Consider the following 22,191-nt stretch of genomic DNA (forward strand, 5'->3'; position numbering starts at 1 on the left):
ATGATTCGACGAGCACGAGGAGGCAGGCATGCCGGTGGCCGTTGTAGCGAATCCGAAAGGTGGGGTGGGCAAGACCACGCTCGCAACCAACCTCGCCGGCTACTTTGCCGCGCGGGATCATGCCGTGATGCTGGGCGACACCGACCGCCAGCAGTCGTCGCGCGAATGGCTGGCGCTACGCCCGGACACCGCCAAGCCGATCCGCACGTGGGAAATCCACGCCGACCACATCGCCAAGCCACCCAAGGGCACCACGCATGTGGTGCTCGATACGCCGGCGGGGCTGCATGGCTGGCGTCTGGCGGATCTCATCAAGCTGTCCGGGTACGTCATCGTGCCGCTGCAGCCGTCCATGTTCGACATCCTGGCCACGCAGACCTTCCTGCGCAAACTGGCGGATGAAAAGCCGGTCCGGCACGGCGACGTCAAGCTGGGTGTGGTTGGCATGCGCGTCGACATGCGAACGCGCGCGGCCGAGCAGCTCCAGCGCTTTGTGCAGGGGCTTGAGGTCCCGATCCTCGGCTACCTGCGCGACACGCAGAACTACGTCCAGCTTGCAGCCCACGGTCTGACCCTGTGGGACGTGGCGCCTTCGCGCGTGGCCAGGGACATCGAACAATGGAGCGGCATTCTCGGCTGGCTCGGCGAGACCCCTGCGCAAGCTGCCGCCGATACCTCTGCGGCGGCATGAAAAAAGCCCGGCAGTTACCGGGCTCTTTGTCGGGACACCGCGCGCGCGAGACGCTCAGATCTCGAGGTTGTCGATCAGGCGCGTCTTGCCGAGCTTCGCGGCGGTGAGTACCACCAGCGGCTCGCCAGCGGCGATGTTGTCGGGCGTCGGCATTTGCAGGTCGGAGCGGCGGCGTACGGCCACGTAGTCGGGCTGCCAGCCGCGGCCGCGCAGGTAATCCATCGCGCGGTTGGTCACCTCTTCGTGCGAGGCCTGGCCTTGCAGCACGGTCTCGAGCACGTCCTGGCGCACTTGGTGCAGCGTGCGGTACAGCTCGGGCGCTTCGGCCCGCTCGTCGCTGGAGAGATACGCATTGCGCGACGACAGCGCCAAGCCATCTTCGGCGCGTACCGTCTCGGCGGGAATGATGTCCACCGGCAGCGCAAACTGGTGGGCCATGCGGCGCACGATCATCAACTGCTGGTAGTCCTTCTTGCCGAACACGGCCACGCGAGGCTGCACGCAGCAGAACAGCTTCATCACCACCGTGCAGACGCCCTTGAAGAAGCCGGGGCGGAACTCCCCTTCGAGGGTGTCACCCAGGTCGTGCGGCGGCTCCACGCGGTATTCCTGCGGCTCGGGGTACATGTCGCGCTCGGTGGGCGCGAACAGCACGTAGACGCCTTCCTTCTGCAGCTTCTCGATGTCGTCCTGCAGCGTGCGCGGGTACTTGTCGAAGTCTTCGTTCGGGCCGAACTGCAGGCGGTTCACGAAGATGGACGCTACCACCGGGTCGCCGTGCTGGCGTGCCAGGCGCATCAGGCTGAGGTGGCCCTCATGCAGGTTGCCCATGGTCGGCACGAAGGCGACGCGGTTCTGTCCGCGCAGCTGGTCGCGCAGTTCCTGGATGGACGAGATGACTTTCATTCGATTTGGTGGTGAGCCGACCGATTACGTCGGAGAGTAGGCAAGGCGCACGTAGATGGGTGCGAACGGTTCGGCCTGGGTGATTTCGACGAGCGACTCTCGAGAGAGCTCCAGCATGGCGACAAAGTTGACCACCACGATGGGCGCACCTTTGCCCGACTGGATTGCTTCTTCGAACAGCTCGGTGAACTCCATGAAGCGGGCGTGCTGCAGCTTGCGCAGGATCTGGCTCATGTGCTCGCGCACCGACAGTTCCTCGCGCGAGATCTTGTGGTGCTGGGTGAGCTTGGCGCGCCGCAGCACGTCGGCCCAAGCCACCCTCAGGTCATCGGTATCGACATCGGGGTAGCGCGGCGCCAGGCTTTGTTCGATGTAGACCTGGGCACGCAGGAAGTCGCGGCCGATCTGCGGCAGGGTGTCGAGCTTCTGGGCGGCAAGCTTCATCTGCTCGTACTCGAGCAGGCGGCGCACCAGTTCGGCACGCGGATCTTCCGGCTCCACGCCCTCGTCGGTCTTCTTGACCGGCAGCAGCATGCGCGACTTGATTTCGATCAGCATGGCCGCCATCAGCAGGTATTCGGCGGCCAGCTCGAGGTTGGTCGCCCGGATCTGCTCGATGTACGCCAGGTATTGCCGCGTGACCTGTGCCAGCGGAATGTCCAGCACGTTGAAGTTCTGCCGGCGGATGAGGTACAGCAACAGGTCCAGCGGACCTTCGAACGCTTCGAGAAACACCTCGAGCGCGTCGGGCGGAATGTACAGATCCTGCGGGAGCTTGAACAGCGGCTCGCCGTAGAGCCGCGCGAAGGCGAGACCGTCGACCTGGGCGGGTGTCGAATCCTGTTCGGGCGCCACGCTGGGCAGCTCGACGGGCAGCGGCAGCTTGTCCTGCGCGGAAGTCGTCATGCGACGGTGAGCCTCAAGGCCATTGCGGCCGGTGGGCCGGTCAGTCCAGCGAGTAGACGTAAGGCTTCTGCGCCACGCGGGCGGCCTTGGCCCGTGCGCGTTCTTCCAGGTCGATCGGTTCCTTGTCCCACAGCAGGGAGCGACCTTGGCGCTGCTGCGCTTCGAGGTCAGGCTTCTCGGTCTTGAGTTCTTCCAGGAACTGGGTGATCTCGGACTTGTACAGGGCCATGGCAGTCGATGATGTTGGGTGATCTTGTCCGCACGGGCGCATCCCGGACGGAAAACCCGCGCATTTTACCGTATCGGCCGGTGGGCACGGCCCCTGCGAAGGCGTTCGGATCGCTTCTTGAGGACGTTTCCGTTGCATTTGCCTGGGCGCCTCATGGGGGCGGTATGGTCAAATACGCCTTTTCCAGGATCCAGCCGGCCCATGGGGCGGCGCGACGCTTGCCACGATGACTGGCCCTCACCGACCGTCACGACCCTCCGTTCTCCGCATGTCCCCTTGGCGAGCTGCCGCGCTGGCGGCCGGCTTCGCCCTGTGGGCGGCCTGCGCACCCGCCAGGGCTGCCTACGATGTCAAGATCGAGGCGCCCAAGGCCATCCGCGACCTGCTCGAGCACCATCTCGACCTTTCCCGCTATCAGGACCGCAAGGACATCACCGAAGACCAGCTCCAGTACATGGTCGAGACCATCGGTGACCAGGTCGCCAAGCTCACGGCCACCGAGGGTTATTTCGTACCCAGGGCGACTGCGCAACTGGAGGGGCCGGTCGACCACCGTGTCGTGCGCGTGAAGGTGGAGCCCGGTCCACGCACCACGATCGACAATGTGGCACTGGACTTTACCGGTGCCATCACGCACGACCCCAAGCGCATCGAAGCGCTGAAGAAGGCGTGGGGCCTCGGGCCCGGCATGGCTTTCCGGCAGTCCGGCTGGGACAAGGCCAAGGATGACGGCCTGGCTGCGCTGCAAAGCAAACGTTACTACGCAGCCAGGCAGACGAACTCGCAGGCGCGCATCGATCCTGACGAGAACAAGGCAGACCTGTCGGTCGCCTATGACAGTGGCCCCGCGTACACGCTTGGTCCTCTGGATGTGCAGGGCCTGTCGCGCTATCCGCGCAGCATCATCGATCACGTGAATCCGCTGCACGTGGGCGAGGACTACTCTGCCGACCGGCTGCAGGCATTGCAGGCCGCCATCCAGGGGCAGCCGTACTTCTCCAATGCCATCGTCGACCTCGGCGACGATCCGAAGCATCCCGACAATGCGCCGGTGCGCGTACGCGTGCGGGAGTACCCGCCCAACCGCATCACCAGCGGTGTCGGCTATGGGACGGACACGGGCGCGTCGGTCGAAGGGCGCTATCAGTATCTGAACCTGTTCAGGAAGGCATGGGTGCTGGATGCGCAGGCGCGTCTCGAACAACGCCGCCAATACCTGTTCAGCAGCGTGACCTTGCCCCCCGATGACAAGCAATACATCAACAGCGTGTACGCCAGCATGGACCGCACCGACACGTCGGGCACCGACACGCGCAGCTACCGCTCCGGCTTCAAGCAGACGCGCGTGCGGGGCATCTACGAAACGTCCTTCACCGTCGATTTTTACTATGACGACCTGCGTCCCGAAGGCGCCGAACGCCAGTTGAGCAAGGCCCTGGTGCCAGGCTTTGCCTGGACCCGCCGGAATGTCGACGATCCACTGTTCCCGCGGCGTGGCAACATCATCACCACGCAGATCGGCGCCGCCGTCAAGGGCGTGCTGACCGATCAATCGTTCGTGCGTTCATACAGCCGTATCCGCCAGTTTGTGCCCGTGGGGCAGCGCGACATCTTTGTTGCGCGCGCGGAGCTGGGCGCCATCCTGACCTCCGGTACCGGCGATGGCATTCCGGCGACATTGCGCTTTCGCACGGGCGGCACGCAATCAGTGCGCGGCTACGACTTCCAGAGCATCGGCAATGTCGTCAATGGCAGCACGCTGCCAACCAAGTTCCTCGTGACGGGCGGGCTGGAATATCAACGCTGGTTCCTGCCGCAGTGGGGCGCTGCCGTGTTCCTGGATTCCGGTACGGCCACCGACAACTGGCCAGAACGCCGCTGGTACAACGGCGTGGGCGTCGGCGTGCGGTGGAAGAGCCCGGTCGGGCCGATCCAGCTTGACCTGGCTTATGGCATCCAGCAGAAGCAGTTCCGCCCGAGCGTGTCGCTGGGCATCGCATTCTGAGCGTGACGATGACCGACCCGCAGACACCTGAATCCGCACCACCCGACGCGCCGCAGCCGAAACGAAGCCAGGGCCGCCGCGCGCTGCGGTGGCTTGGCGGACTTGTCGCCGTACTGCTGGCAACCGTGGCGGCGTTGGCCGCGTGGCTGGTCTGGGCCGTCCACACGCAAGCGGGTACGGCCCAGCTCTGGTCGCTCGCCACGCGCTTCGGGCACGCCTACCTGTCAGGCACGCTCGTCGGCGGCACGTTGCGGGACGGCCTCTCGCTGCGTGACCTGCACGTGCGCGCAGGCAGCACCGAAGTGCGCATCGACCACGTCGATGGCCGTTGGACAATCACCCGCGGCCCGTGGCGTGGGCATGTTGCTTATCTGAGCGCGGGCCATGTCGAGGTGATCCTGCATCCGACACCGCCGGCGCCGCCCAGCGGCCCTCCAGCGTCCCTGGTGCTGCCAATGGCGCTGGATGTGGATCGGTTGACAGTGGATCGCCTTGCCATTCGCCAGGGCACGTCGACAACGGAGCTGAAAGCGATCGCCGGCAGCCTGCACACCGACGGTACGCGTCATCGCGTGTTGCTCGACAACATGGAAACGCCGGCCGGCAAGCTGGCGGCCACGTTACACATGACGGGTACGCGGCCGTATCCGCTGACGGGCAGTGCCACGTTGATGACGCAGTTCGAGGCCAATGGGCAAAAGCAGGATGCGACTGTGTCGGCACAGCTCTCGGGCTCGCTGGAAGCGCTGCATGTCGACGCGACCGGCACCGGTGCAACGTTGACCGCGCAGGCGCGGATCGATGTCACGCCATTCGGCGCGCTGCCCCTGTCGCGCGCCGTGGTGTCAGCCGATCACGTGAACCCGAGAGCGTTTGCACCGGGCGCACCCGAGGCATCGCTGTCGATCCGCGCCGATCTGCGCCCGGACGCGCAAGCCCGGACGCTGACGGTGGCTGGCCCCATCCAGATCGACAACGCGCAGGCGGGCACGCTCAATACGCAAAAGCTGCCGCTGCAGTCGCTGCGCGCGCTGGTGCGGCTGAACGCAGAGGCCCAGCAGCTCACCGGGCTGGACGTGCGTTTGCTGGGCGGCGCCCAGCTGACCGGCGCAGCGGACGTGAAGCAAGGCCGCGGTACTCTGCGCGTTGACGTGCGTCAGCTCGACTTGCAGGCATTGCACGCCTCGCTGGAAAAGACCAGGCTCGCCGGCCCCATCACGGTCGACTTTGCCGGTGGCACGCAGCGTGTGGCGCTCGACCTGGCGGGCGGCGACATGCGCGCGCAAGCCAGGGCGGTGGTCGATGCAGCGCAGGTGGCGTTGGACGAGGCGCAAGTGTCGCTCGGCCGTTCGCGGCTGATGCTTTCGGGCGCGCTCAAGCGCGATGCGACGCAGTCGTTCGCGTTCAAGGGCAATCTGGCCGAGTTCGATCCGTCGCGATTGGCGCAGGTGGCGAAGGGACGCATCAATGCGGAATTCGACGCGCGCGGCACGCTGGCAGAGCCGACCGATGCCGCCATCCGCTTTGCCGTTCGCAACAGCGAATATGCCGGCCTGCCGATGACGGGTGACGGCAACGTCCACGTACGCGGCGCGCGGCTGCTCCCCAGTGATGCCAGGCTGGACGTGGCCGGCAACAAGGCCACCTTGCGCGGCAGTTTCGGGGCGGCAGGCGACCGCATGCATGTCGACATCGATGCGCCGCAACTCGCGCGGCTTCAGCTCGGCGTGAGCGGGGCGCTCACCTTGTCTGGCGACGTGTCGGGCACGGTCAGGCAGCCCCAGGTCGATGCCACCTTCCGCGCCAGCCAGCTCGCCTATCAAGGCAACAAGATCGAACTGGCCAACGGCCGCGCACAACTGCACGACGGGGTCGACGGGCCATTGCTGTTCGATCTGACCGCGCAGCGTGTGACGGGCCCGAGCCTGTCGCTGCGCGAGGTGCATGCCACGCTCGACGGCACGCGCCGCGCGCACCGCTTCCGAGCCGATGCGGATGGCAACGTGCGCAACCAGCCGTTCAAGTTCGCGCTCGCGGGCGAGGGCGCGCTCACGCCAGGCAAGGATGGCGACACCTGGGACGGTACGGTTTCCACGCTCGCGGCGCAGGGCGCGCCCAACCTGCAGCTCACAGCACCGGTCCGACTGTCGGTGGCACGGGGTCGCCTGGTGGTCGGCCGTGCGGATATGACGCTGGATCAGACGCCCATCCATATCGAGCGAATCGAGTCCGATCAGGGCCACGTGCGCAGCGCCGGCCGGTTCGATGGGCTGCAGATCGCGCGCGTGCTGGAACTCGTGCGCACGTGGACGGGCCAGGCGCCGCCGGTACGCTCCGACCTCGTCATCGACGGCCAATGGGATGTGGATCTTGGCGCAACGGCCTCCGGTACGGCTCGTGTCGTACGGCGCAGTGGCGATCTGTCGATCAATGCAGGGCGCGGATTCACTCCGCTTGGCCTGACCGAGGCGAGCGTGGAGGCGCGTGGCGAGGGGATGCACCTCGCCGTACGCGGCAACGTTCAATCGACGCGTGTCGGCAATCTCTATCTGGACGCCGGGGTGGGTCTGACGCGCGAGGGTGCGCCCGGTGCGCTGGCACTGATGTCGCCGGCGTCGCCGCTGACAGGCGGGCTGACGGTGAGCCTGCCGCATCTCAAAGGTATTGGTGATCTCCTCGGCCCGGACGTGGCAACGGACGGCCAGCTGGCCGCCAGCCTGTCGTTTGCGGGCACCGTCGGCGCGCCCAAGGTGAGCGGCTTCCTGACGGGACAGGACATCGACGTGGCGCTGTACGACCAGGGCATTCGCCTGACCGGTGGCGTCTTGCGCGTGGCGCTGGACCAGAACGTCGTCGACTTGCAGCAGGTGTTGTTCCATGGCGGTGAGGGCACCGTGCGGGCGCAGGGCCGCGTGCAGTTGGGCGAGGCCAACCCGAACCTGGCGGGCACCCTTGTCGCCGACAAGCTCCAGCTCTTTGCAGATCCGGACCGCACGCTGGTGCTTTCCGGCCAGGCGCGCATCGCCAATGACAATGACCGTGTGGCCGTCACCGGCAAGTTCCGGGTCGATCGCGGCCTGTTCGACCTGCCCAAGGATGGCGCACCTGCGCTCGGCGACGACGTCGTCATCGTGCGTCGCGCCGATGCCGCCCGCAATCAGGCCGAGCGCGGCGTCAAGCGCGAAGAAAAGCCCGCCGGCCGCTTCAGTCCGGTCGTCGATGTCGATGTCGATTTTGGTGACAACTTCCGCTTCAAGGGCGCCGGCGCCGACTTGTCGCTTGGCGGGCAGATGCACGTGCATAGCGAGCCGCTGGTCCCCTTGCGCGGCACGGGCACGATCTACGTGCGCGAGGGCAGCACATACGAAGCCTTCGGCCGCAAGCTGGCCATCGAACGGGGCGTGCTGAACTTCATCGGCCCGATCAACAATCCGTCGTTCAACATCACGGCGATGCGGCGCAATCAGGAAGTGGAGGCCGGTGTGCAGGTGACCGGCACGGTGCGCCAGCCGCGCGTCAAGCTGGTCTCCGAGCCCAACGTGCCCGACGAAGACAAGCTGTCGTGGCTGATGTTCGGCTACAGCGCATCGAACGCGGGCCTCGGCCAGCAGCAGGCAATGTCTGGGGCGGCGCTGGGGCTGCTCGGCAATGTCGCGGGCAAGAACGTGGCCCGGCGCTTTGGATTCGATGAGTTTTCGATCGGGCCGTCCACTTCTGGCCTGACCGATCCGCAAGTGGTGAGCCTGGGCAAGGCGATCTCCGAGCGCATCGTGGTCGGCTACGAGCAGAGCCTGTCCACGGCCGACTCCATCGTCAAGCTGACGTGGCAGTTCTCGCGGCGGTGGTCTGTCGTCGCGCGCGGGGGGACGATCAACGGGGCGTCGGTTCTGTTCAACAAGCGTTGGTAATCGGGGAGGCCGGCTGCCAGAATGGCGCCGTGTACCGCTTCGGAAAAGGGGTTTCCATGCTGCATCGTCAACTCGCACAAGGGGGAGTCATCGTGGGCATTCTTGCGTCGCTGCTTGGGCTCTTCGGGTGCGACCAGCAGAAGGTCGACCAGGCCGTCGACCGCGTGGGCGACGCGGCCAAGCGCGCCTGGCAATCCGCCAAGCCGGACAACCTCCTGTTCAAGGGCATCGTGGCCGGGCAATCGACCGAGGCCGACGTGAAAGCCACCGCCGGACAGCCCGAGATGATCTGGGAGAGCGAGGACGGCACGCGGCAGCTCGAATATCCGCGCGGGCCGGAAGGGACATCAACGTGGATGGTGACGATTGCGCCCGATGGCCGTGTGGGGAAGATCGATCAGGTGCTCACCGGCGAGAACTTTGCGCGCGTGCGGGTTGGGCAAAGCAAGGACGACATCCGACGCATGCTGGGCAAGCCGACCAAGGTTGAAGCGTTCCGATTGAAGCAGGAAGAGGTCTGGGGATATCGGTGGATGGAGAGCTCGACTGAACGCGCTTACTTCAACGTGCACTTTGGGCCGGATGGGCGTGTTACGACGACTTCGCGGAGTGATGATCGGTTGAATGGGGCGTAGCGTTTTGCTGTTTGGGCTCTCGCCCGGGGGGGGCTTTTGTGGTGCATCCCCGGTTTCATCCCCTGCCGGGACTGAAAGGGGAGTGGACCACCAAGCCCGACTCCCCATCAAACCAGATCAACGCACCCGCATCCCCGGCACCGCCCCAGCATGCGGCTCAAGAATATAAAGCCCAGGCTGAGTCTTCTCATCAGCCGCCGAAGCCGCCAACACCATCCCCTCCGACATCCCAAACTTCATCTTGCGCGGTGCGAGGTTGGCCACCATCACGGTCAGTTTGCCCACGAGATCTTCCGGCGCATATGCCGACTGGATGCCCGAAAACACGTTCCGCGTCTGTCCTTCGCCTACATCCAGCGTCAGCTGCAGCAGCTTGTTTGATCCTTCCACGCGCTGGCAGGCGACGATCTTGGCCACACGCAGGTCGATCTTGGCGAAGTCGTCGATGGTGATGGTCTCGGCCATCGGCTCGATCGCGGCAACACCGTTGGCGGCAGCAACCGGTGCTTCTGCGGTGGCCTGCAGCGACTGGCGATTGGCCTCCACCAGCGCATCCACCTGCTTCTTGTCGACGCGCGTCATCAGATGCGAGTACGGCTGAATCGGCTTGGCCGACGACAACTGTGAATCGATCGAGCGCCACGTCAGCGGCTCAACGTTGAGGAACGCCTCAATGCGCTCGACCGTGGTCGGCAGAATCGGCTTGAGGTACACGGCCAGCAGGCGGAACGCTTCCAGCGCGACCGAGCACGCGGCATGCAGTTTTTCGCGGTTGGCTTCGTCTTTGGCCAGGTCCCACGGCTTTTCTGTGTCGACGAAGGCGTTGACGGCGTCGGCCAGCTCCATCACGGCGCGCAGCGCCTTGCTGTACTCGCGTTTTTCGTACAGATCGGCGATTTGCGGGGCGGCTTCGCGCAGCTGCACCATCAGCGGGTGGCCCAGTGCGGCGTCGCTCACGCGGCCTTCGAAGCGCTTGACCAGGAAGCCCGCCGAGCGGCTGGCGATGTTGACGAACTTGCCCACCAAATCGCTGTTCACGCGGGCGATGAAATCGTCCAGGTTCAGGTCCAGGTCTTCCATCGTCGCGTTCAGCTTGGCGGCGAAGTAGTAGCGCAGCCATTCCGGGTTCAGGCCGGTGTCGATGTAGCTCTGTGCCGTGATGAACGTGCCGCGCGACTTGCTCATCTTGGCGCCGTCCACGGTCAGGAAGCCGTGGGCGAACACGTTGGTCGGCGTGCGGTGACCCGAGAACTTCAGCATCGCCGGCCAGAACAGCGTGTGGAAATACAGGATGTCCTTGCCGATGAAGTGGTACTGCTCGGTGGTCGAGTGTTCGTTGATCCACGCGTCGAAATCAAGGCCGCGCTTGGCGCACAGGTTCTTGAAGCTGGCGTAGTAGCCGACCGGCGCATCGAGCCACACATAGAAGTACTTGCCCGGCGCGCCGGGAATCTCGAAGCCGAAGTACGGCGCGTCGCGCGAGATGTCCCAGTCCGAGAGCTTGGCCTCGCCTTCGTCGCCGAGCCACTCGCGCATCTTGTTGGTGGCTTCCGGCTGGGCCAGGTCGGCCACCCAGTCGCGCAGGAAATTCTCGCATCGCGGGTCAGACAGCTTGAAGAAGTAGTGTTCCGACGACTTGCGCACCGGCGTCGCGCCGGACACCACGGAATACGGATTCTTCAGGTCGGTCGGCTGGTACGTCGCGCCGCAGACTTCGCAGGAATCGCCGTACTGGTCTTTCGCGCCGCACTTCGGGCATTCGCCCTTGATGAAGCGGTCCGGCAGGAACATCTCCTTGACCGGGTCGTAGAACTGCTCGACCTCGCGCACGTCGATCAGGCCGGCTTCCTTGAGCTTGAGGTAGACGCTCTGGCACAGCTCCTTGTTTTCATCGGAGTCGGTGCTGTAGTAGTTGTCGAACGAGACGAGGAAGTTGTCGAAGTCGCGCTTGTGTTCCGTCCAGACGCGTTCGATGAGCTGCCGCGGCGTGAGGCCTTCTTTCTCGGCCCGCAGCATGACGGGCGTGCCGTGGGTGTCGTCGGCGCCTACGTAGTAGGTTTCGTGCCCGCGCATGCGCTGGAAGCGCACCCAGATGTCGGTCTGGATGTACTCGACCAGGTGGCCGATATGGATCGGCCCGTTGGCGTAGGGCAGGGCGGAAGTGACGAGAATGCGACGTTCGGACATGGGCAAGCCGGAAAGGTGCGGGCGGGCCGCTGACAAGGTGCGGCGCGCGAGGAAACGCGTATTTTAGCGCGCCCGGCGGCGTCGAGCCGGTCACACGCGCTCGGGGAAGGATCGGGCTGGTCCGCTGCGGCACGACGCCGCAGCTTGCGTGGCAAAAAAAAGCGCCGGTCAATGCCGGCGCAGCTTTCCACAACGGAAAAGGAGGAGAAATCAGGTACCACCCGGGAGGTCAGCCACACATCGCGAGCCAGCAACGCATGGCAAGCGGCACCCGTTTTCTATGACCGGGTCATCCCTGGATTGGTTTCAAATAAATTTCGACGCGACGGTTTTGTGCGCGGCCAGCCTCGGTGGCATTGTCGGCAACCGGCTGCGTCTGGCCACGTCCCTCCGCGCTCAGGCGGTTACGAGCGACGCCGCGGTCCGTCAGGTAAGCCGCCACGCTCTGCGCGCGCCTCTGCGACAGCGTCATGTTGTAGTTCGGGTTGCCCGTGCTGTCGGTGTGGCCGACCACGTTGGCAGCGAGTTCCGGATGCTGCGTGAGCGTTTGTGCCACGCTATCCAGCGGCCCGCGGAACGACGGCTTGATCACAGCGCTGTCGGTGTCGAACGACACCTGGCTCGGAATGTTCAGCTTGAGCGAACCATCGGGCTGCTCGGAAATTTGCGTGCCCGTGCCGGCCGTGTCGCCGGCCAGCTTGGATTTGATGGCGCCCCAGTTGTAGCCGACGGCAGCGCCGGTTGCCGCGCCCAGCGCGCCGCCGATGGCCGCCCCGCGGCCGTTGCCGACCAGCGCGCCGATGCCAGCGCCCACGGCCGCGCCCACGCCCGTGCCGACGGCGGTCTGGTTCTGCTGCTCGGTGGCGCAGCCGGCCGCCAGCAAGGCGACCAGCGAAACGGAAATAAGCTTGGCTTTCATGATTTCTCCTAGGAGTAACGGGGTTCGGTTCTTGTTGGGTTTGCCGATCACCGACGGGCCGAGGGTTTTTGGGGGAATCGGGCGAATGTCCCGCCGGCAAAATACAATAGCAAATCAGCACGTAGAGTGGCGAGTGCATTGCAAAGTTCACGCGGCGCCCCCTCCGGCTGTCCCCTACTCGTATCAGATTTGTGGAGCAAACGTTGAGCGTAACCATCGAACAGATCACCGAAGCCCTGCGCGGCGTGGTGGATCCCAATACCGAACGCGACCTGGTGTCGTCCAAGTCGGTGCGCAACATCCGGGTCGATGGCGGCGAGGTGTCGCTCGACGTGGAGCTTGGCTACCCGGCCAAGAGCCAGTTCGACATGATTCGCAAGCTGGTGATCGGCGCGCTGCGCCAGGTACCGGGCGTCGACAATGTGAGCGTGCAGGTGTCGATGAAGATCGTGGCGCACGCCGTGCAGCGCGGCGTCCACCTGCTCCCCAATGTGAAGAACATCATCGCGGTGGCGTCGGGCAAGGGCGGCGTGGGCAAGTCCACCACGGCGGTCAACCTGGCACTGGCGCTGTCCGCCGAGGGTGCCAATGTCGGTATCCTCGATGCCGACATCTACGGCCCCAGCCAGCCCATGATGCTGGGCATCCAGGGCCAGCCCGAGTCGGCGGATGGCAAGACCATGGAGCCGATGGAAGGCCATGGCCTGCAGGCCAACTCGATCGGCTTCCTGATCGAGCAGGACAATCCGATGGTGTGGCGCGGCCCGATGGTCACGTCTGCGCTGGAACAGTTGCTCAAGCAGACCAACTGGCGTGACCTGGATTACCTCATCGTCGACATGCCGCCAGGCACGGGCGATATCCAGCTCACGCTGTCGCAGAAGGTTCCGGTGACGGGCGCGGTGATCGTCACCACGCCGCAGGACATTGCGCTGCTCGACGCCAAGAAGGGCCTGAAGATGTTCGAGAAGGTGGGCATTCCCATCATCGGCGTGGTGGAGAACATGGCGGTGTACTGCTGCCCGAACTGCGGCCATACCGAACATATCTTCGGCTCGGGGGGCGGCGAGAAAATGTGTGCACAGTATGGCGTGCCGTTCCTGGGCAGCCTGCCGCTGAATCTCTCCATCCGTGAGCAGGCCGATTCGGGCCGGCCGACCGTGGTGGCCGATCCCGACGGCGCGATTGCCGGTGTCTACAAGCAGATCGCACGCCGCGTCGCCATTGCCGTAGCCGATAAAGCGAAGGACATGACGAGCAAGTTCCCGTCGATCGTCGTGCAGAACACCTGACGCCATGGAAACCACGCCGCCCCTGCCTGCCGATCGTCCTTTCGTGCGCGTGGCCGTCGTACTGTGTCGTCGTCCGACGGCCAATCGCTGGCAGCCGTTTCAGTGGCGGCTGGAAGCCGTGGTGCCGGACCTGGGCGAGTACGGTGACGCGCCCCGGTGCCTCGATCGCTCACAGGATGAGGCGGGCGAGGAGCGCTGGCTGACACCTGGCTTCACCGTCACGCTGTTCCGCGATGAAGCCGAGGGGTATTACCTGAACGCGACATCCGCGGCTCCATGCTGGTTTGTGCTGTGGCGGCTGGGGGAGGCGGGCACGGCCGATGAGGGCCGGGCGATCCCGCATACCGTGTCGCTCAGCTACAACGAGGCCGGCCGCTGGCTCGACGGGGGCGAAACGGTCGAGAACGTGCCGCTCGATCCTGCGGCGCTGGAATGGCTGCAGGCGTACGTCGCCGAGAATTACCGGCCCGAGCCGAAGAAGCGGCGCCGGCCCGAGTCATTCCTGTCGCCGGAAGATCGCGCGAAATACTGAGCGAGGCTGTGTTTTGAGCGACGAATCCTTCCTGTCACGCTGGTCGCGCCGCAAGGCAGCCGAGCGGCGCGGCGACCCCGAACCGGAGGTGGTTCCGTCTGCCGAGGCTGTGACGGCGGCTGCGCCCGCGCCTGCGCAAGTCGCACCGCAGGCCGAGCCCGTGCCCGAGGCGCCGCCGCTCACCCTGGAAGATGCCGCCAAGCTGACACCGGCTGACGACTTCTCCGCGTTCGTCGCTCGCGGGGTGGACGAGACGGTCAAGCGCGCGGCGCTCAAGAAGCTCTTCGCCGATCCGCACTTCAACGTCATGGACGGGCTGGATACGTACATCGACGATTACTCGCAGCCAGATCCCATCCCGCTCGACATGCTGCGCGAGCTGCGCCATACGGCGGAGCTGCGGCTCTTCGACCCCGTGGATGATGACACCGCTGCGCCAGCAGTCGGCGACGCCAGGCGGGACGAAGTGCCCGCCGTGGCAGCCGACGCGCCGCCTGATCCCCCCGAGCCACAAGAACGCGCCCAGGCAAGCCCGCATGGCGAGCCCGAGCCGCCGTCCGTAGAATAAAAAAAGAGGATTGCCCGGACAGAGACGGGTGACCATGTCCCTACAGCCTGCGTGACCAACGCGGGCGCTCACGCAAAAATTCATGCCGACCCTGGTTTGCAGTTGTAATCGCACCATGCCGCTCGACGCCGATGTGCTGAGCGATGCCTTGCGCACATCAGGCGCGCCCGTCGACATACCCGGCCAGACGCACCATCTGCTGTGCCGCCGGGAGATCGGCGCCTTCACGCAGGCACTCGACGGCACCGAGGACGTCGTCGTCGCCTGCACGCAGGAGAAAGCGCTGTTTGTCGAAGTGGCCGCGCAGCATGAAGGTGTGACGGCACCGATCCATTTCGTCAACGTGCGCGAGACCGGTGGGTGGTCGGCACAGGCGAAACGCGATGTGCGCGGCTTCCACGCCAAGACGGCGGCGCTGCTCGCCGTGGCGGGGCTGCCTGCGCCCGATCCGGTGCCGGTGGTGGAGTATCGGTCCGCCGGCAACGTACTGATCGTCGGCCCCGCTGAGCGGGCACTGCCGTGGGCCGAGCGCCTGGCCGATCAACTGGGCGTGACGGTGCTCGCCACGGGCCGCGACCGCGCCGCCGGTCCGCTGGCCCCGCCGATGGAGCGCCGCTGGCCGATCCATGCCGGCGAACTCACCGCGGTAAAGGGCTGGCTTGGCGCGTTCGAGGTTCAGTGGCGCAGCGGCAATCCGATCGACCTGGATCGCTGTACGCATTGCAACGCTTGCATTGACGCGTGCCCCGAAAATGCAATCGACGCGCTCTATCAGATCGATCTCGATCGCTGCCGTGATCACCGCGACTGCGTGAAGGCCTGCGGTGAAGCCATGGCGATCGACTTTGGGCGCGTCAACGCGCCGCAGGCACTATCCGGCCAGTTCGACCTCGTCTTCGACCTGAACGACACTCCGGCCTTCGCCCAGCACCAGCCGCCGCAGGGCTACTTCCACGCCGGCGCGGACGCGGGCCGGCAGCTGGCGGCTTCGCTGGCGCTGCTGCAGCGGGTGGGCGAGTTTGAAAAGCCCAAGTTCTTCCAGTACAAGGAATCGATCTGTGCGCACGGGCGCAACGGCCAGGTGGGCTGCGACGCGTGCGTGCAGGTGTGCTCAGCCTCGGCCATTTCGTCGCAATGGAAGGACGGGCGCGGAAGTGTGCACGTCACGCCCAACCTTTGCGTGGGCTGCGGCGCCTGTACGACGGCCTGCCCGACCGGTGCGATCACCTACGCCTATCCGAGTGCGCCGTACCAGGGGCGCAAGCTGAAGACATTGCTGTCGACGTATGCGTCGGCAGGCGGGCGCGATGCGGTGGTCCTGCTGCACAACGGCGAGCGGGGTCGCGCGCTGATCGAGCAACTGGGCCGTGCCGCCCGCATCGGGGAGGCGCGGGGCGTTCCGGTGAACATGCTGCCGGTGGAAGTGTTCCATGCGGCGTCGACTGGGCTGGAGCTCTGGCTGTCGGCGCTCGCGTATGGCGCCGCGCGCATCGCCATCCTGCTGACCGAGGATGACGCGCCGCAGTATCGCGCGATGCTCGCCGAGCAGGTCGCCGTGGCGCAAGCCGTACTGCAAGGGCTGGGTGAGCCGTCGGATGCGGTTGGTGTGGTGCTTGTCGATGTGGCGGATGTGGCGGCGCTCGACGCACGCCTGAATGCCGTTGAAGTGGCCGGCCCGCTGCGTGGGTTCCGCCGGGACATGCCTGCGGCAGCCTTTGCCGTCGCCGCCGCCAAGCGGGAGACACTCGATTTCGCGTTGGACCATCTGGCGCGACACGCGCAGGCCATTGACACCGTCATTCCGCTGCCGGCGGGTGCTCCCTTGGGGGCCATCAGCGTCGACCGCGAGCGCTGCACGCTGTGCATGGCTTGCGTCGGTGCCTGCCCGTCGCAGGCGCTGCGTGACCAGCCCGACCGCCCTGTGCTGGCCATGATCGAGCGCAACTGCGTGCAGTGTGGCCTGTGCGAGACGACGTGCCCGGAAGAGGCCATCGCGCTCGTCCCGCGCCTGAACCTGTCGGCTGCGGCGCGCCAGGCCGTGATGCTCAACGAGACCCAGCCGTTCCACTGCATCCGCTGCGGCAAGCCGTTTGGCACCGCGCAGATGGTGACGACCATGCTAGCCAAGCTGGGCGCGCATCCGGCGTTCTCCGGCGCAGCAGCCGAGCGCCTGAAGATGTGCGGCGACTGCCGCGTGATCGACATGATGGAACGCGGTGAACGCCCGGGCGCCACCCACTGAAGACCCAACCCTCATATTCCATGACCGACGCCCAGCCCCTGCAATTCCAGCTCGCCGCCACGCCCGCCGATAGCGCCGAGGATCTCGCCCGGGCCGACCTGTACGGGTTGCTCGCAACGCTGTTCTTCCGCGCGCCGGACGCCGATTTGTTGCAGCGCATCGCCGTTGCACAACAGGAGCCCGCGGGCGAGGACGATGCCGACCCGTCCGACACGGAGGCTGCCGCCAGCAGCGCGCTCACGCAAGCCTGGCGCCGGCTCGTGGCGCGCGCCGGCCAGACCACCGCCAGCCAGGCGGATGACGAGTACACCGAACTGTTCATCGGCGTCGGCAAGCCTGAGGTGTTTCTGTATGGGTCGTATTACCAAGCGGGCTTCCTCAACGAGAAGCCATTGGTTGTGCTGCGCGATGATCTGCGACGCTACGGTCTGGAGCGCGCCGAGGGCATCACCGAGACCGAAGACCATCTGGCCACGCTGTGCGAGGTCATGCGTTACCTGATCGCCGGTGAAGATGTCGCCATCGCGCATGTGCAGGAGCAGCGCGCGTTCTTTCAGCGCCATCTGGCGCCGTGGGTCGATGTGGCTTGCGATGCTGTACTGCAGCATCCGCGCGCAGCGTTTTACGCCGATGCGGCGGCTTTGGCGAAAGCGTTTTTCGACGTGGAGCGCCTCGCGCTGGAACTGGCCTGAGATACGCCGGGCGATTGCCTGAAATTGAGGCGACCAGCGAAGAGCCGCGCCACGCCAGCGTCACGGCGAACCGGTTCAAATCGAACTCATAGTAAGAATCAATCGATAAATCGTCAGGAAAATCCCGAACTGAGGGGACTTGGGCATGGTCTTCCTGTGCCGTTGCACCTAAAATGTGTTCAAGAATTCCTATTACATTCGGTCATCGGTTTGATTGAGCCGGGGAGCATCGAAATGCCAAGTCCGAACACCATCCCTCACACCCGCCCCGAGACGGATTCCGTTGAATCCACGCCCACTCGCCGCCGCTTCCTGATGGGGGCTGCGGTTGCCGCCGCGGCTGCAGGCACGGCCGCCACCGCCACCCATCTCGGGCAGACGCCGATGGCTTCTGTCACGCCGCCGGCCGAACCGGTGGACGATACCGCCACGGGCTACCGGCTGACCGAACACATCCGCAAGTACTACAAGACGACATGGATCTGATGCGCCGCACCCCGCGCGCCTCGGCCATGTCGCTCACACCACATCTTCAGGTGACCCCATGCTTCTGACCCGCAAACCGGCGGTAGAGGACGCCAAAGCCGCCCCGGCCCGCCGCCAAGGCGCCTCGTCGCTCGCCGGCAGTCTCGCGCGCAGCCTGGCCGGCGCACTGCCGACCATGGACCGCCGCACGTTCCTCAAACGCTCCGGCATCGGCGTTGGAGCCGGGCTGGCGGCCACGCAGCTCTCGCTCGTCAAGAAGTCGGTCGTGGGCGACGCCCAGGCCGCCGAAGGCAAGGGCGACATCGTCGTGCGCCGCACGGTGTGCTCGCATTGCTCGGTCGGCTGCTCGGTGGACGCCGTGGTGCAGAACGGCGTCTGGGTACGCCAGAACCCGGTATTCGATTCGCCGATCAACATGGGCTCGCACTGCGCCAAGGGCGCCGCGTTGCGCGAGCACGGCCATGGCGAATATCGCCTGAAGACGCCGATGAAGCTCGTCGACGGTCGCTACCAGCGCATCAGCTGGGAGCAGGCGCTCAACGAGATCGTCGCCAAGATGCAGACGATCCGCCAGGAGACCGGGCCCGACTCGTTCTTCTTTGTCGGTTCGTCCAAGCACGGCAACGAACAGTCGTACCTGCTGCGCAAGTGGGTGTCGTTCTTCGGCACCAACAATTGCGACCACCAGGCACGTATCTGCCACAGCACCACCGTGGCCGGCGTGGCCAACACGTGGGGCTACGGCGCGATGACGAACTCGTACAACGACATGCAGAACGCCAAGTGCGCGCTGTATATCGGCTCGAACGCGGCCGAGGCGCATCCGGTGTCGATGCTGCATCTGCTGCACGCCAAGGAAACCGGCTGCAAGGTCATCGTCGTCGACCCGCGCTACACGCGCACGGCCGCCAAGTCCGATGAATACGTGCGCATCCGCTCGGGCACGGACATCGCCTTCCTGTTCGGTGTGCTGTATCACATCTTCAAGAACGGCTGGGAAGACAAGCAATACATCCACGACCGCGTCTACGGTATGGACAAGGTGCGCGAGGAAGTGCTCGCCAAATGGACGCCGGACAAGGTCGAGGAAGTGTGCGGCGTGCCCGAGGCACAGGTGCATAAGGTCGCCGAGATGATGGCGATGAACCGCCCGAGCACGCTGGTGTGGTGCATGGGTCAGACGCAGCACACCATCGGCAACGCCATCGTGCGCGCCTCGTGCATCGTGCAACTGGCCTTGGGCAACATCGGCAAGTCGGGCGGCGGCGCCAACATCTTCCGCGGCCACGACAACGTGCAGGGCGCGACCGACGTGGGTCCGAATCCCGATTCGCTGCCGGGCTACTACGGCCTGGCCACGGGTGCATGGAAGCACTTTGCCTCGGTCTGGGGCGTGGATTACGACTGGATCAAGGGCCGCTTCGCCTCGCAGGCGATGATGGAGAAGTCCGGCACGACCGTGTCGCGCTGGGCGGATGCGGTGCTCGAAAAGAACGATCTGATCGATCAGGACAACAACGTCCGCGCGGTCTTTTACTGGGGCCACGCGCCCAACTCGCAGACGCGCGGGATGGACATCAAGCGCGCGCTCGACAAGCTTGATCTGCTGGTCGTGATCGACCCGTACCCCTCTGCCACGGCGGCGATGGCCAACATGCCCTCGGCAGACGGCACGCCGCCGAATCCGAACCGTGCCGTCTATCTGCTGCCGGCCGCCACGCAGTTCGAAACGTCAGGCTCGTGCACGGCATCGAACCGCTCGCTGCAATGGCGCGAGAAGGTCATCGAGCCGCTGTTCGAGTCGCAGCCCGACCACGTGATCATGCAGGCGTTTGCCGATCGCCTTGGCTTTGGCAAGGAGCTGTCGAAGAACTGCAAGATCACCGAATACAAGCGCGCTGGCATGACCTGGCGCGAGCCCGAGATCGAATCGATCCTGCGCGAGATCAATCGTGGCAACTGGACCATCGGCTACACGGGGCAATCGCCGGAACGCCTGAAGGCTCACATGCGCAACATGCATCTGTTTGATGTGCGCACGCTGCGCTGCAATGGCGGCAAGGATGCCGAAACCGGCTACGACCTCACCGGCGACTTTTTCGGTCTGCCGTGGCCGTGCTATGGCACGCCGGAGCTCAAGCACCCGGGCTCGCCCAACCTGTACGACACCAGCAAGCACGTCATGGACGGCGGCGGCAACTTCCGCGCGAACTTTGGCGTTGAGCGCGACGGCGTCAACCTGCTGGCCGAAGACGGCTCGTTCTCGCTGGGCTCCGAACTGACGACCGGCTACCCCGAGTTCGATCACGTGTTCCTGAAGAAGCTCGGCTGGTGGGACGACCTGACCGATGCCGAGAAGAAGGCAGCCGAAGGCAAGAACTGGAAGACCGACTTGTCCGGGGGCATCCAGCGCGTGGCCATGAAGCATGGCTGCCATCCGTTCGGCAATGCCAAGGCTCGCGCCGTGGTGTGGAATTTCCCGGATGCCATTCCGCAGCATCGCGAACCGTTGTATTCGACGCGGCCCGACATGGTCGCGAAGTATCCGACGCACGACGACAAGAAGACCTTCTGGCGACTGCCCACGCTGTACAAGACGGTGCAGCAGCGCAATATCGAGAACAAGGTCTACGAGAAATTCCCGATCATCCTGACGTCCGGCCGCCTGGTCGAGTACGAGGGTGGCGGCGAGGAGACGCGCTCCAACCCGTGGCTTGCCGAGTTGCAGCAGGAGAACTTTGTCGAGATCAACCCGAAGGCGGCAGCCGACCGGGGCATCCGCCACAACGACTTCGTCTGGGTCAAGACGCCGACTGGCGCCCAGATCAAGGTGCGCGCGCTGGTAACGGAGCGTGTGGGCGTGGACCACGCCTTCATCCCATTCCACTTCTCGGGCTGGTGGCAAGGCAAGGACCTGCTTGGTTATTACCCGGAGGGCGCCCACCCGATCGTGCGTGGTGAGGCCGTCAACACAGCCACCACTTACGGTTATGACTCGGTGACGATGATGCAGGAAACGAAAACGACGGTCTGCCAGATCGAGCGTTTCGCATAACGGGGAGCGATCATGGCACGCATGAAATTCATCTGTGACAGCGAGCGCTGCATCGAATGCAACGCCTGCGCCACAGCTTGCAAGAACGAACACGAAGTGCCCTGGGGCGTGAACCGACGCCGCGTGGTCACCATCAACGACGGCATGATCGGCGCGGAGAAATCCATCTCCGTGGCGTGCATGCATTGCTCGGATGCCCCGTGCATGGCGGTGTGCCCGGTGGACTGCTTCTACCGCACCGAAGACGGCGTCGTGCTGCACGACAAGGACGTCTGCATCGGCTGCGGCTACTGCTCGTATGCCTGCCCGTTCGGCGCGCCGCAGTTCCCGAGCCAGGGCACGTTTGGCGTGCGCGGCAAGATGGACAAGTGCACGTTCTGCGCGGGTGGCCCGGAGAAGAACGGCAGCGAGGAAGAATTCGAGAAGTACGGCCGCAATCGTCTGGCCGAAGGCAAGCTGCCGCTGTGCGCGGAGATGTGCTCGACCAAGGCGCTGCTCGGCGGCGACGGCGATGTGATCTCGGACATCTTGCGCAATCGGGTCATGAAACGGGGCAAGGGCGCCGATCTGTTCGGGTGGGGTACGGCTTATGGCGGTGCGCATGGCAAGGGTGGCCAGGCAGGTCCGGCTGCTCAACCCGGAAGCGCCGCGCCCGCCTCGGTGCCGGGAGCGCAATCATGAGCCCGCGCACAAGAGCAGCCAGTGTGCTGATCGCACTGGGTGCCGTGCTGCTGCTCGGCGCCTGCGGTGAGCGCACACAGACGGCATTAGCCTCGTTCCGCAAGAGCGACGCACCCGCTTACCAGGGCGCGGAGGGCGATCCGTTCATGGCCAAGAACTGGACGCCCGGCGACCGCACGAGCTGGGAGAACCAGATCCGCGCGCGCGGTCAGTATCAGAACGAGTACAACAAGACGCCATGACGCGCGCAAGCGGAG

At 65.3% G+C, this 22,191-nt stretch carries 18 protein-coding genes; 13 read left to right on the forward strand and 5 right to left on the reverse strand.

What is annotated here, in order from left to right:
• The first annotated feature begins 28 nt into the window (after positions 1-28).
• The gene (locus tag R2N03_RS01895; RefSeq protein ID WP_316654567.1) at positions 29-691 is read left to right on the forward strand and encodes a ParA family protein; all 663 of its coding nucleotides are present in this window, start codon (positions 29-31) and stop codon (positions 689-691) included.
• A 54-nt stretch (positions 692-745) separates the two neighbouring features.
• Here the strand turns inward: R2N03_RS01895 and panC are convergent, their stop codons facing one another.
• Genes panC through R2N03_RS01910 form a run of 3 tightly spaced genes read right to left on the reverse strand, consistent with a single transcriptional unit; the run spans position 746 to position 2,732 of the window.
• Positions 746-1,597 (reverse strand): pantoate--beta-alanine ligase, encoded by an 852-nt coding sequence (gene panC / locus R2N03_RS01900; RefSeq protein ID WP_316654570.1) that lies wholly within the window; start codon positions 1,595-1,597, stop codon positions 746-748.
• A 24-nt stretch (positions 1,598-1,621) separates the two neighbouring features.
• Positions 1,622-2,503, reverse strand: a complete 882-nt coding sequence (locus R2N03_RS01905; protein WP_316654572.1) for a segregation and condensation protein A — start codon at positions 2,501-2,503, stop codon at positions 1,622-1,624.
• 40 nt (positions 2,504-2,543) lie between these two features.
• Entirely contained in the window at positions 2,544-2,732 is a 189-nt protein-coding gene (locus R2N03_RS01910; protein ID WP_316654574.1) for a DUF3460 family protein, read from the reverse strand.
• A 226-nt stretch (positions 2,733-2,958) separates the two neighbouring features.
• On the opposite strand from R2N03_RS01910, the gene R2N03_RS01915 reads away from it, so the two are divergent.
• The 3 genes from R2N03_RS01915 (at position 2,959) to R2N03_RS01925 (ending at position 9,280) form a co-directional block, all read left to right on the forward strand.
• A complete protein-coding gene (locus tag R2N03_RS01915) occupies positions 2,959-4,737 on the forward strand; it encodes an autotransporter assembly complex protein TamA (RefSeq protein ID WP_316654576.1) in 1,779 nt (592 codons plus the stop codon).
• A gap of 8 nt (positions 4,738-4,745) precedes the next feature.
• Positions 4,746-8,645 (forward strand): translocation/assembly module TamB domain-containing protein, encoded by a 3,900-nt coding sequence (locus R2N03_RS01920; RefSeq protein WP_316654578.1) that lies wholly within the window; start codon positions 4,746-4,748, stop codon positions 8,643-8,645.
• 92 nt (positions 8,646-8,737) lie between these two features.
• Positions 8,738-9,280 carry a hypothetical protein gene (locus R2N03_RS01925; RefSeq protein WP_316656496.1) on the forward strand — a complete coding sequence of 181 codons (543 nt, stop codon included), beginning with the start codon at positions 8,738-8,740 and terminating at the stop codon, positions 9,278-9,280.
• Between the two features lie 117 nt (positions 9,281-9,397).
• Here the strand turns inward: R2N03_RS01925 and metG are convergent, their stop codons facing one another.
• Both metG and R2N03_RS01935 read right to left on the reverse strand, forming a co-directional pair.
• Positions 9,398-11,467: a methionine--tRNA ligase gene (gene metG, locus R2N03_RS01930; RefSeq protein WP_316654580.1), complete on the reverse strand. Its 2,070-nt coding sequence runs from the start codon at positions 11,465-11,467 to the stop codon at positions 9,398-9,400.
• A 289-nt stretch (positions 11,468-11,756) separates the two neighbouring features.
• A complete protein-coding gene (locus R2N03_RS01935; RefSeq protein ID WP_316654582.1) occupies positions 11,757-12,386 on the reverse strand; it encodes a YiaD family glycine zipper/OmpA-like lipoprotein in 630 nt (209 codons plus the stop codon).
• 203 nt (positions 12,387-12,589) lie between these two features.
• On the opposite strand from R2N03_RS01935, the gene apbC reads away from it, so the two are divergent.
• The 9 genes from apbC to R2N03_RS01980 all read left to right on the forward strand — a co-directional run bounded on the left by apbC (position 12,590) and on the right by R2N03_RS01980 (position 22,176).
• Positions 12,590-13,678 carry an iron-sulfur cluster carrier protein ApbC gene (gene apbC, locus R2N03_RS01940; RefSeq protein ID WP_316654585.1) on the forward strand — a complete coding sequence of 363 codons (1,089 nt, stop codon included), beginning with the start codon at positions 12,590-12,592 and terminating at the stop codon, positions 13,676-13,678.
• 4 nt (positions 13,679-13,682) lie between these two features.
• Positions 13,683-14,210 carry a DUF3305 domain-containing protein gene (locus R2N03_RS01945; protein WP_316654588.1) on the forward strand — a complete coding sequence of 176 codons (528 nt, stop codon included), beginning with the start codon at positions 13,683-13,685 and terminating at the stop codon, positions 14,208-14,210.
• Positions 14,211-14,223: 13 nt separating this feature from the next.
• Positions 14,224-14,778, forward strand: a complete 555-nt coding sequence (locus R2N03_RS01950) for a DUF3306 domain-containing protein (protein WP_316654591.1) — start codon at positions 14,224-14,226, stop codon at positions 14,776-14,778.
• Between the two features lie 82 nt (positions 14,779-14,860).
• On the forward strand, positions 14,861-17,020 hold the full coding sequence (locus R2N03_RS01955) for a 4Fe-4S binding protein (RefSeq protein WP_316654593.1): 2,160 nt from the start codon (positions 14,861-14,863) through the stop codon (positions 17,018-17,020).
• Between the two features lie 20 nt (positions 17,021-17,040).
• Entirely contained in the window at positions 17,041-17,712 is a 672-nt protein-coding gene (locus tag R2N03_RS01960; RefSeq protein WP_316654595.1) for a TorD/DmsD family molecular chaperone, read from the forward strand.
• A 234-nt stretch (positions 17,713-17,946) separates the two neighbouring features.
• The gene (locus R2N03_RS01965; protein WP_316654597.1) at positions 17,947-18,198 is read left to right on the forward strand and encodes a twin-arginine translocation signal domain-containing protein; all 252 of its coding nucleotides are present in this window, start codon (positions 17,947-17,949) and stop codon (positions 18,196-18,198) included.
• Between the two features lie 58 nt (positions 18,199-18,256).
• Positions 18,257-21,253 carry a formate dehydrogenase subunit alpha gene (locus tag R2N03_RS01970; RefSeq protein WP_316654599.1) on the forward strand — a complete coding sequence of 999 codons (2,997 nt, stop codon included), beginning with the start codon at positions 18,257-18,259 and terminating at the stop codon, positions 21,251-21,253.
• A 12-nt stretch (positions 21,254-21,265) separates the two neighbouring features.
• The gene (gene fdh3B / locus R2N03_RS01975; protein ID WP_316654601.1) at positions 21,266-21,934 is read left to right on the forward strand and encodes a formate dehydrogenase FDH3 subunit beta; all 669 of its coding nucleotides are present in this window, start codon (positions 21,266-21,268) and stop codon (positions 21,932-21,934) included.
• The gene (locus tag R2N03_RS01980) at positions 21,931-22,176 is read left to right on the forward strand and encodes a hypothetical protein (RefSeq protein ID WP_316654604.1); all 246 of its coding nucleotides are present in this window, start codon (positions 21,931-21,933) and stop codon (positions 22,174-22,176) included. The genes fdh3B and R2N03_RS01980 overlap by 4 nt, the downstream gene beginning before the upstream one ends.
• Positions 22,177-22,191 lie beyond the last annotated feature (15 nt).

Origin of the sequence: Ralstonia condita (assembly GCF_958405655.1) — a bacterium.
Classification (GTDB): domain Bacteria; phylum Pseudomonadota; class Gammaproteobacteria; order Burkholderiales; family Burkholderiaceae; genus Ralstonia; species Ralstonia condita.

What these genes read in the sequence shown, in the direction of transcription:
- R2N03_RS01955 (WP_316654593.1), top strand. Translation starts at nt 14,861, where the DNA reads ATGCCGACCCTGGTTTGCAGTTGTAATCGCACCATGCCGCTCGACGCC.
- R2N03_RS01945 (WP_316654588.1), top strand. Translation starts at nt 13,683, where the DNA reads ATGGAAACCACGCCGCCCCTGCCTGCCGATCGTCCTTTCGTGCGCGTG.
- R2N03_RS01915 (WP_316654576.1), top strand. Translation starts at nt 2,959, where the DNA reads ATGACTGGCCCTCACCGACCGTCACGACCCTCCGTTCTCCGCATGTCC.
- R2N03_RS01980 (WP_316654604.1), top strand. Translation starts at nt 21,931, where the DNA reads ATGAGCCCGCGCACAAGAGCAGCCAGTGTGCTGATCGCACTGGGTGCC.
- R2N03_RS01935 (WP_316654582.1), bottom strand. Translation starts at nt 12,386, where the DNA reads ATGAAAGCCAAGCTTATTTCCGTTTCGCTGGTCGCCTTGCTGGCGGCC.
- R2N03_RS01920 (WP_316654578.1), top strand. Translation starts at nt 4,746, where the DNA reads ATGACCGACCCGCAGACACCTGAATCCGCACCACCCGACGCGCCGCAG.
- R2N03_RS01895 (WP_316654567.1), top strand. Translation starts at nt 29, where the DNA reads ATGCCGGTGGCCGTTGTAGCGAATCCGAAAGGTGGGGTGGGCAAGACC.
- R2N03_RS01965 (WP_316654597.1), top strand. Translation starts at nt 17,947, where the DNA reads ATGCCAAGTCCGAACACCATCCCTCACACCCGCCCCGAGACGGATTCC.
- R2N03_RS01910 (WP_316654574.1), bottom strand. Translation starts at nt 2,732, where the DNA reads ATGGCCCTGTACAAGTCCGAGATCACCCAGTTCCTGGAAGAACTCAAG.
- R2N03_RS01970 (WP_316654599.1), top strand. Translation starts at nt 18,257, where the DNA reads ATGCTTCTGACCCGCAAACCGGCGGTAGAGGACGCCAAAGCCGCCCCG.
- fdh3B (WP_316654601.1), top strand. Translation starts at nt 21,266, where the DNA reads ATGGCACGCATGAAATTCATCTGTGACAGCGAGCGCTGCATCGAATGC.
- panC (WP_316654570.1), bottom strand. Translation starts at nt 1,597, where the DNA reads ATGAAAGTCATCTCGTCCATCCAGGAACTGCGCGACCAGCTGCGCGGA.
- R2N03_RS01960 (WP_316654595.1), top strand. Translation starts at nt 17,041, where the DNA reads ATGACCGACGCCCAGCCCCTGCAATTCCAGCTCGCCGCCACGCCCGCC.
- R2N03_RS01905 (WP_316654572.1), bottom strand. Translation starts at nt 2,503, where the DNA reads ATGACGACTTCCGCGCAGGACAAGCTGCCGCTGCCCGTCGAGCTGCCC.
- metG (WP_316654580.1), bottom strand. Translation starts at nt 11,467, where the DNA reads ATGTCCGAACGTCGCATTCTCGTCACTTCCGCCCTGCCCTACGCCAAC.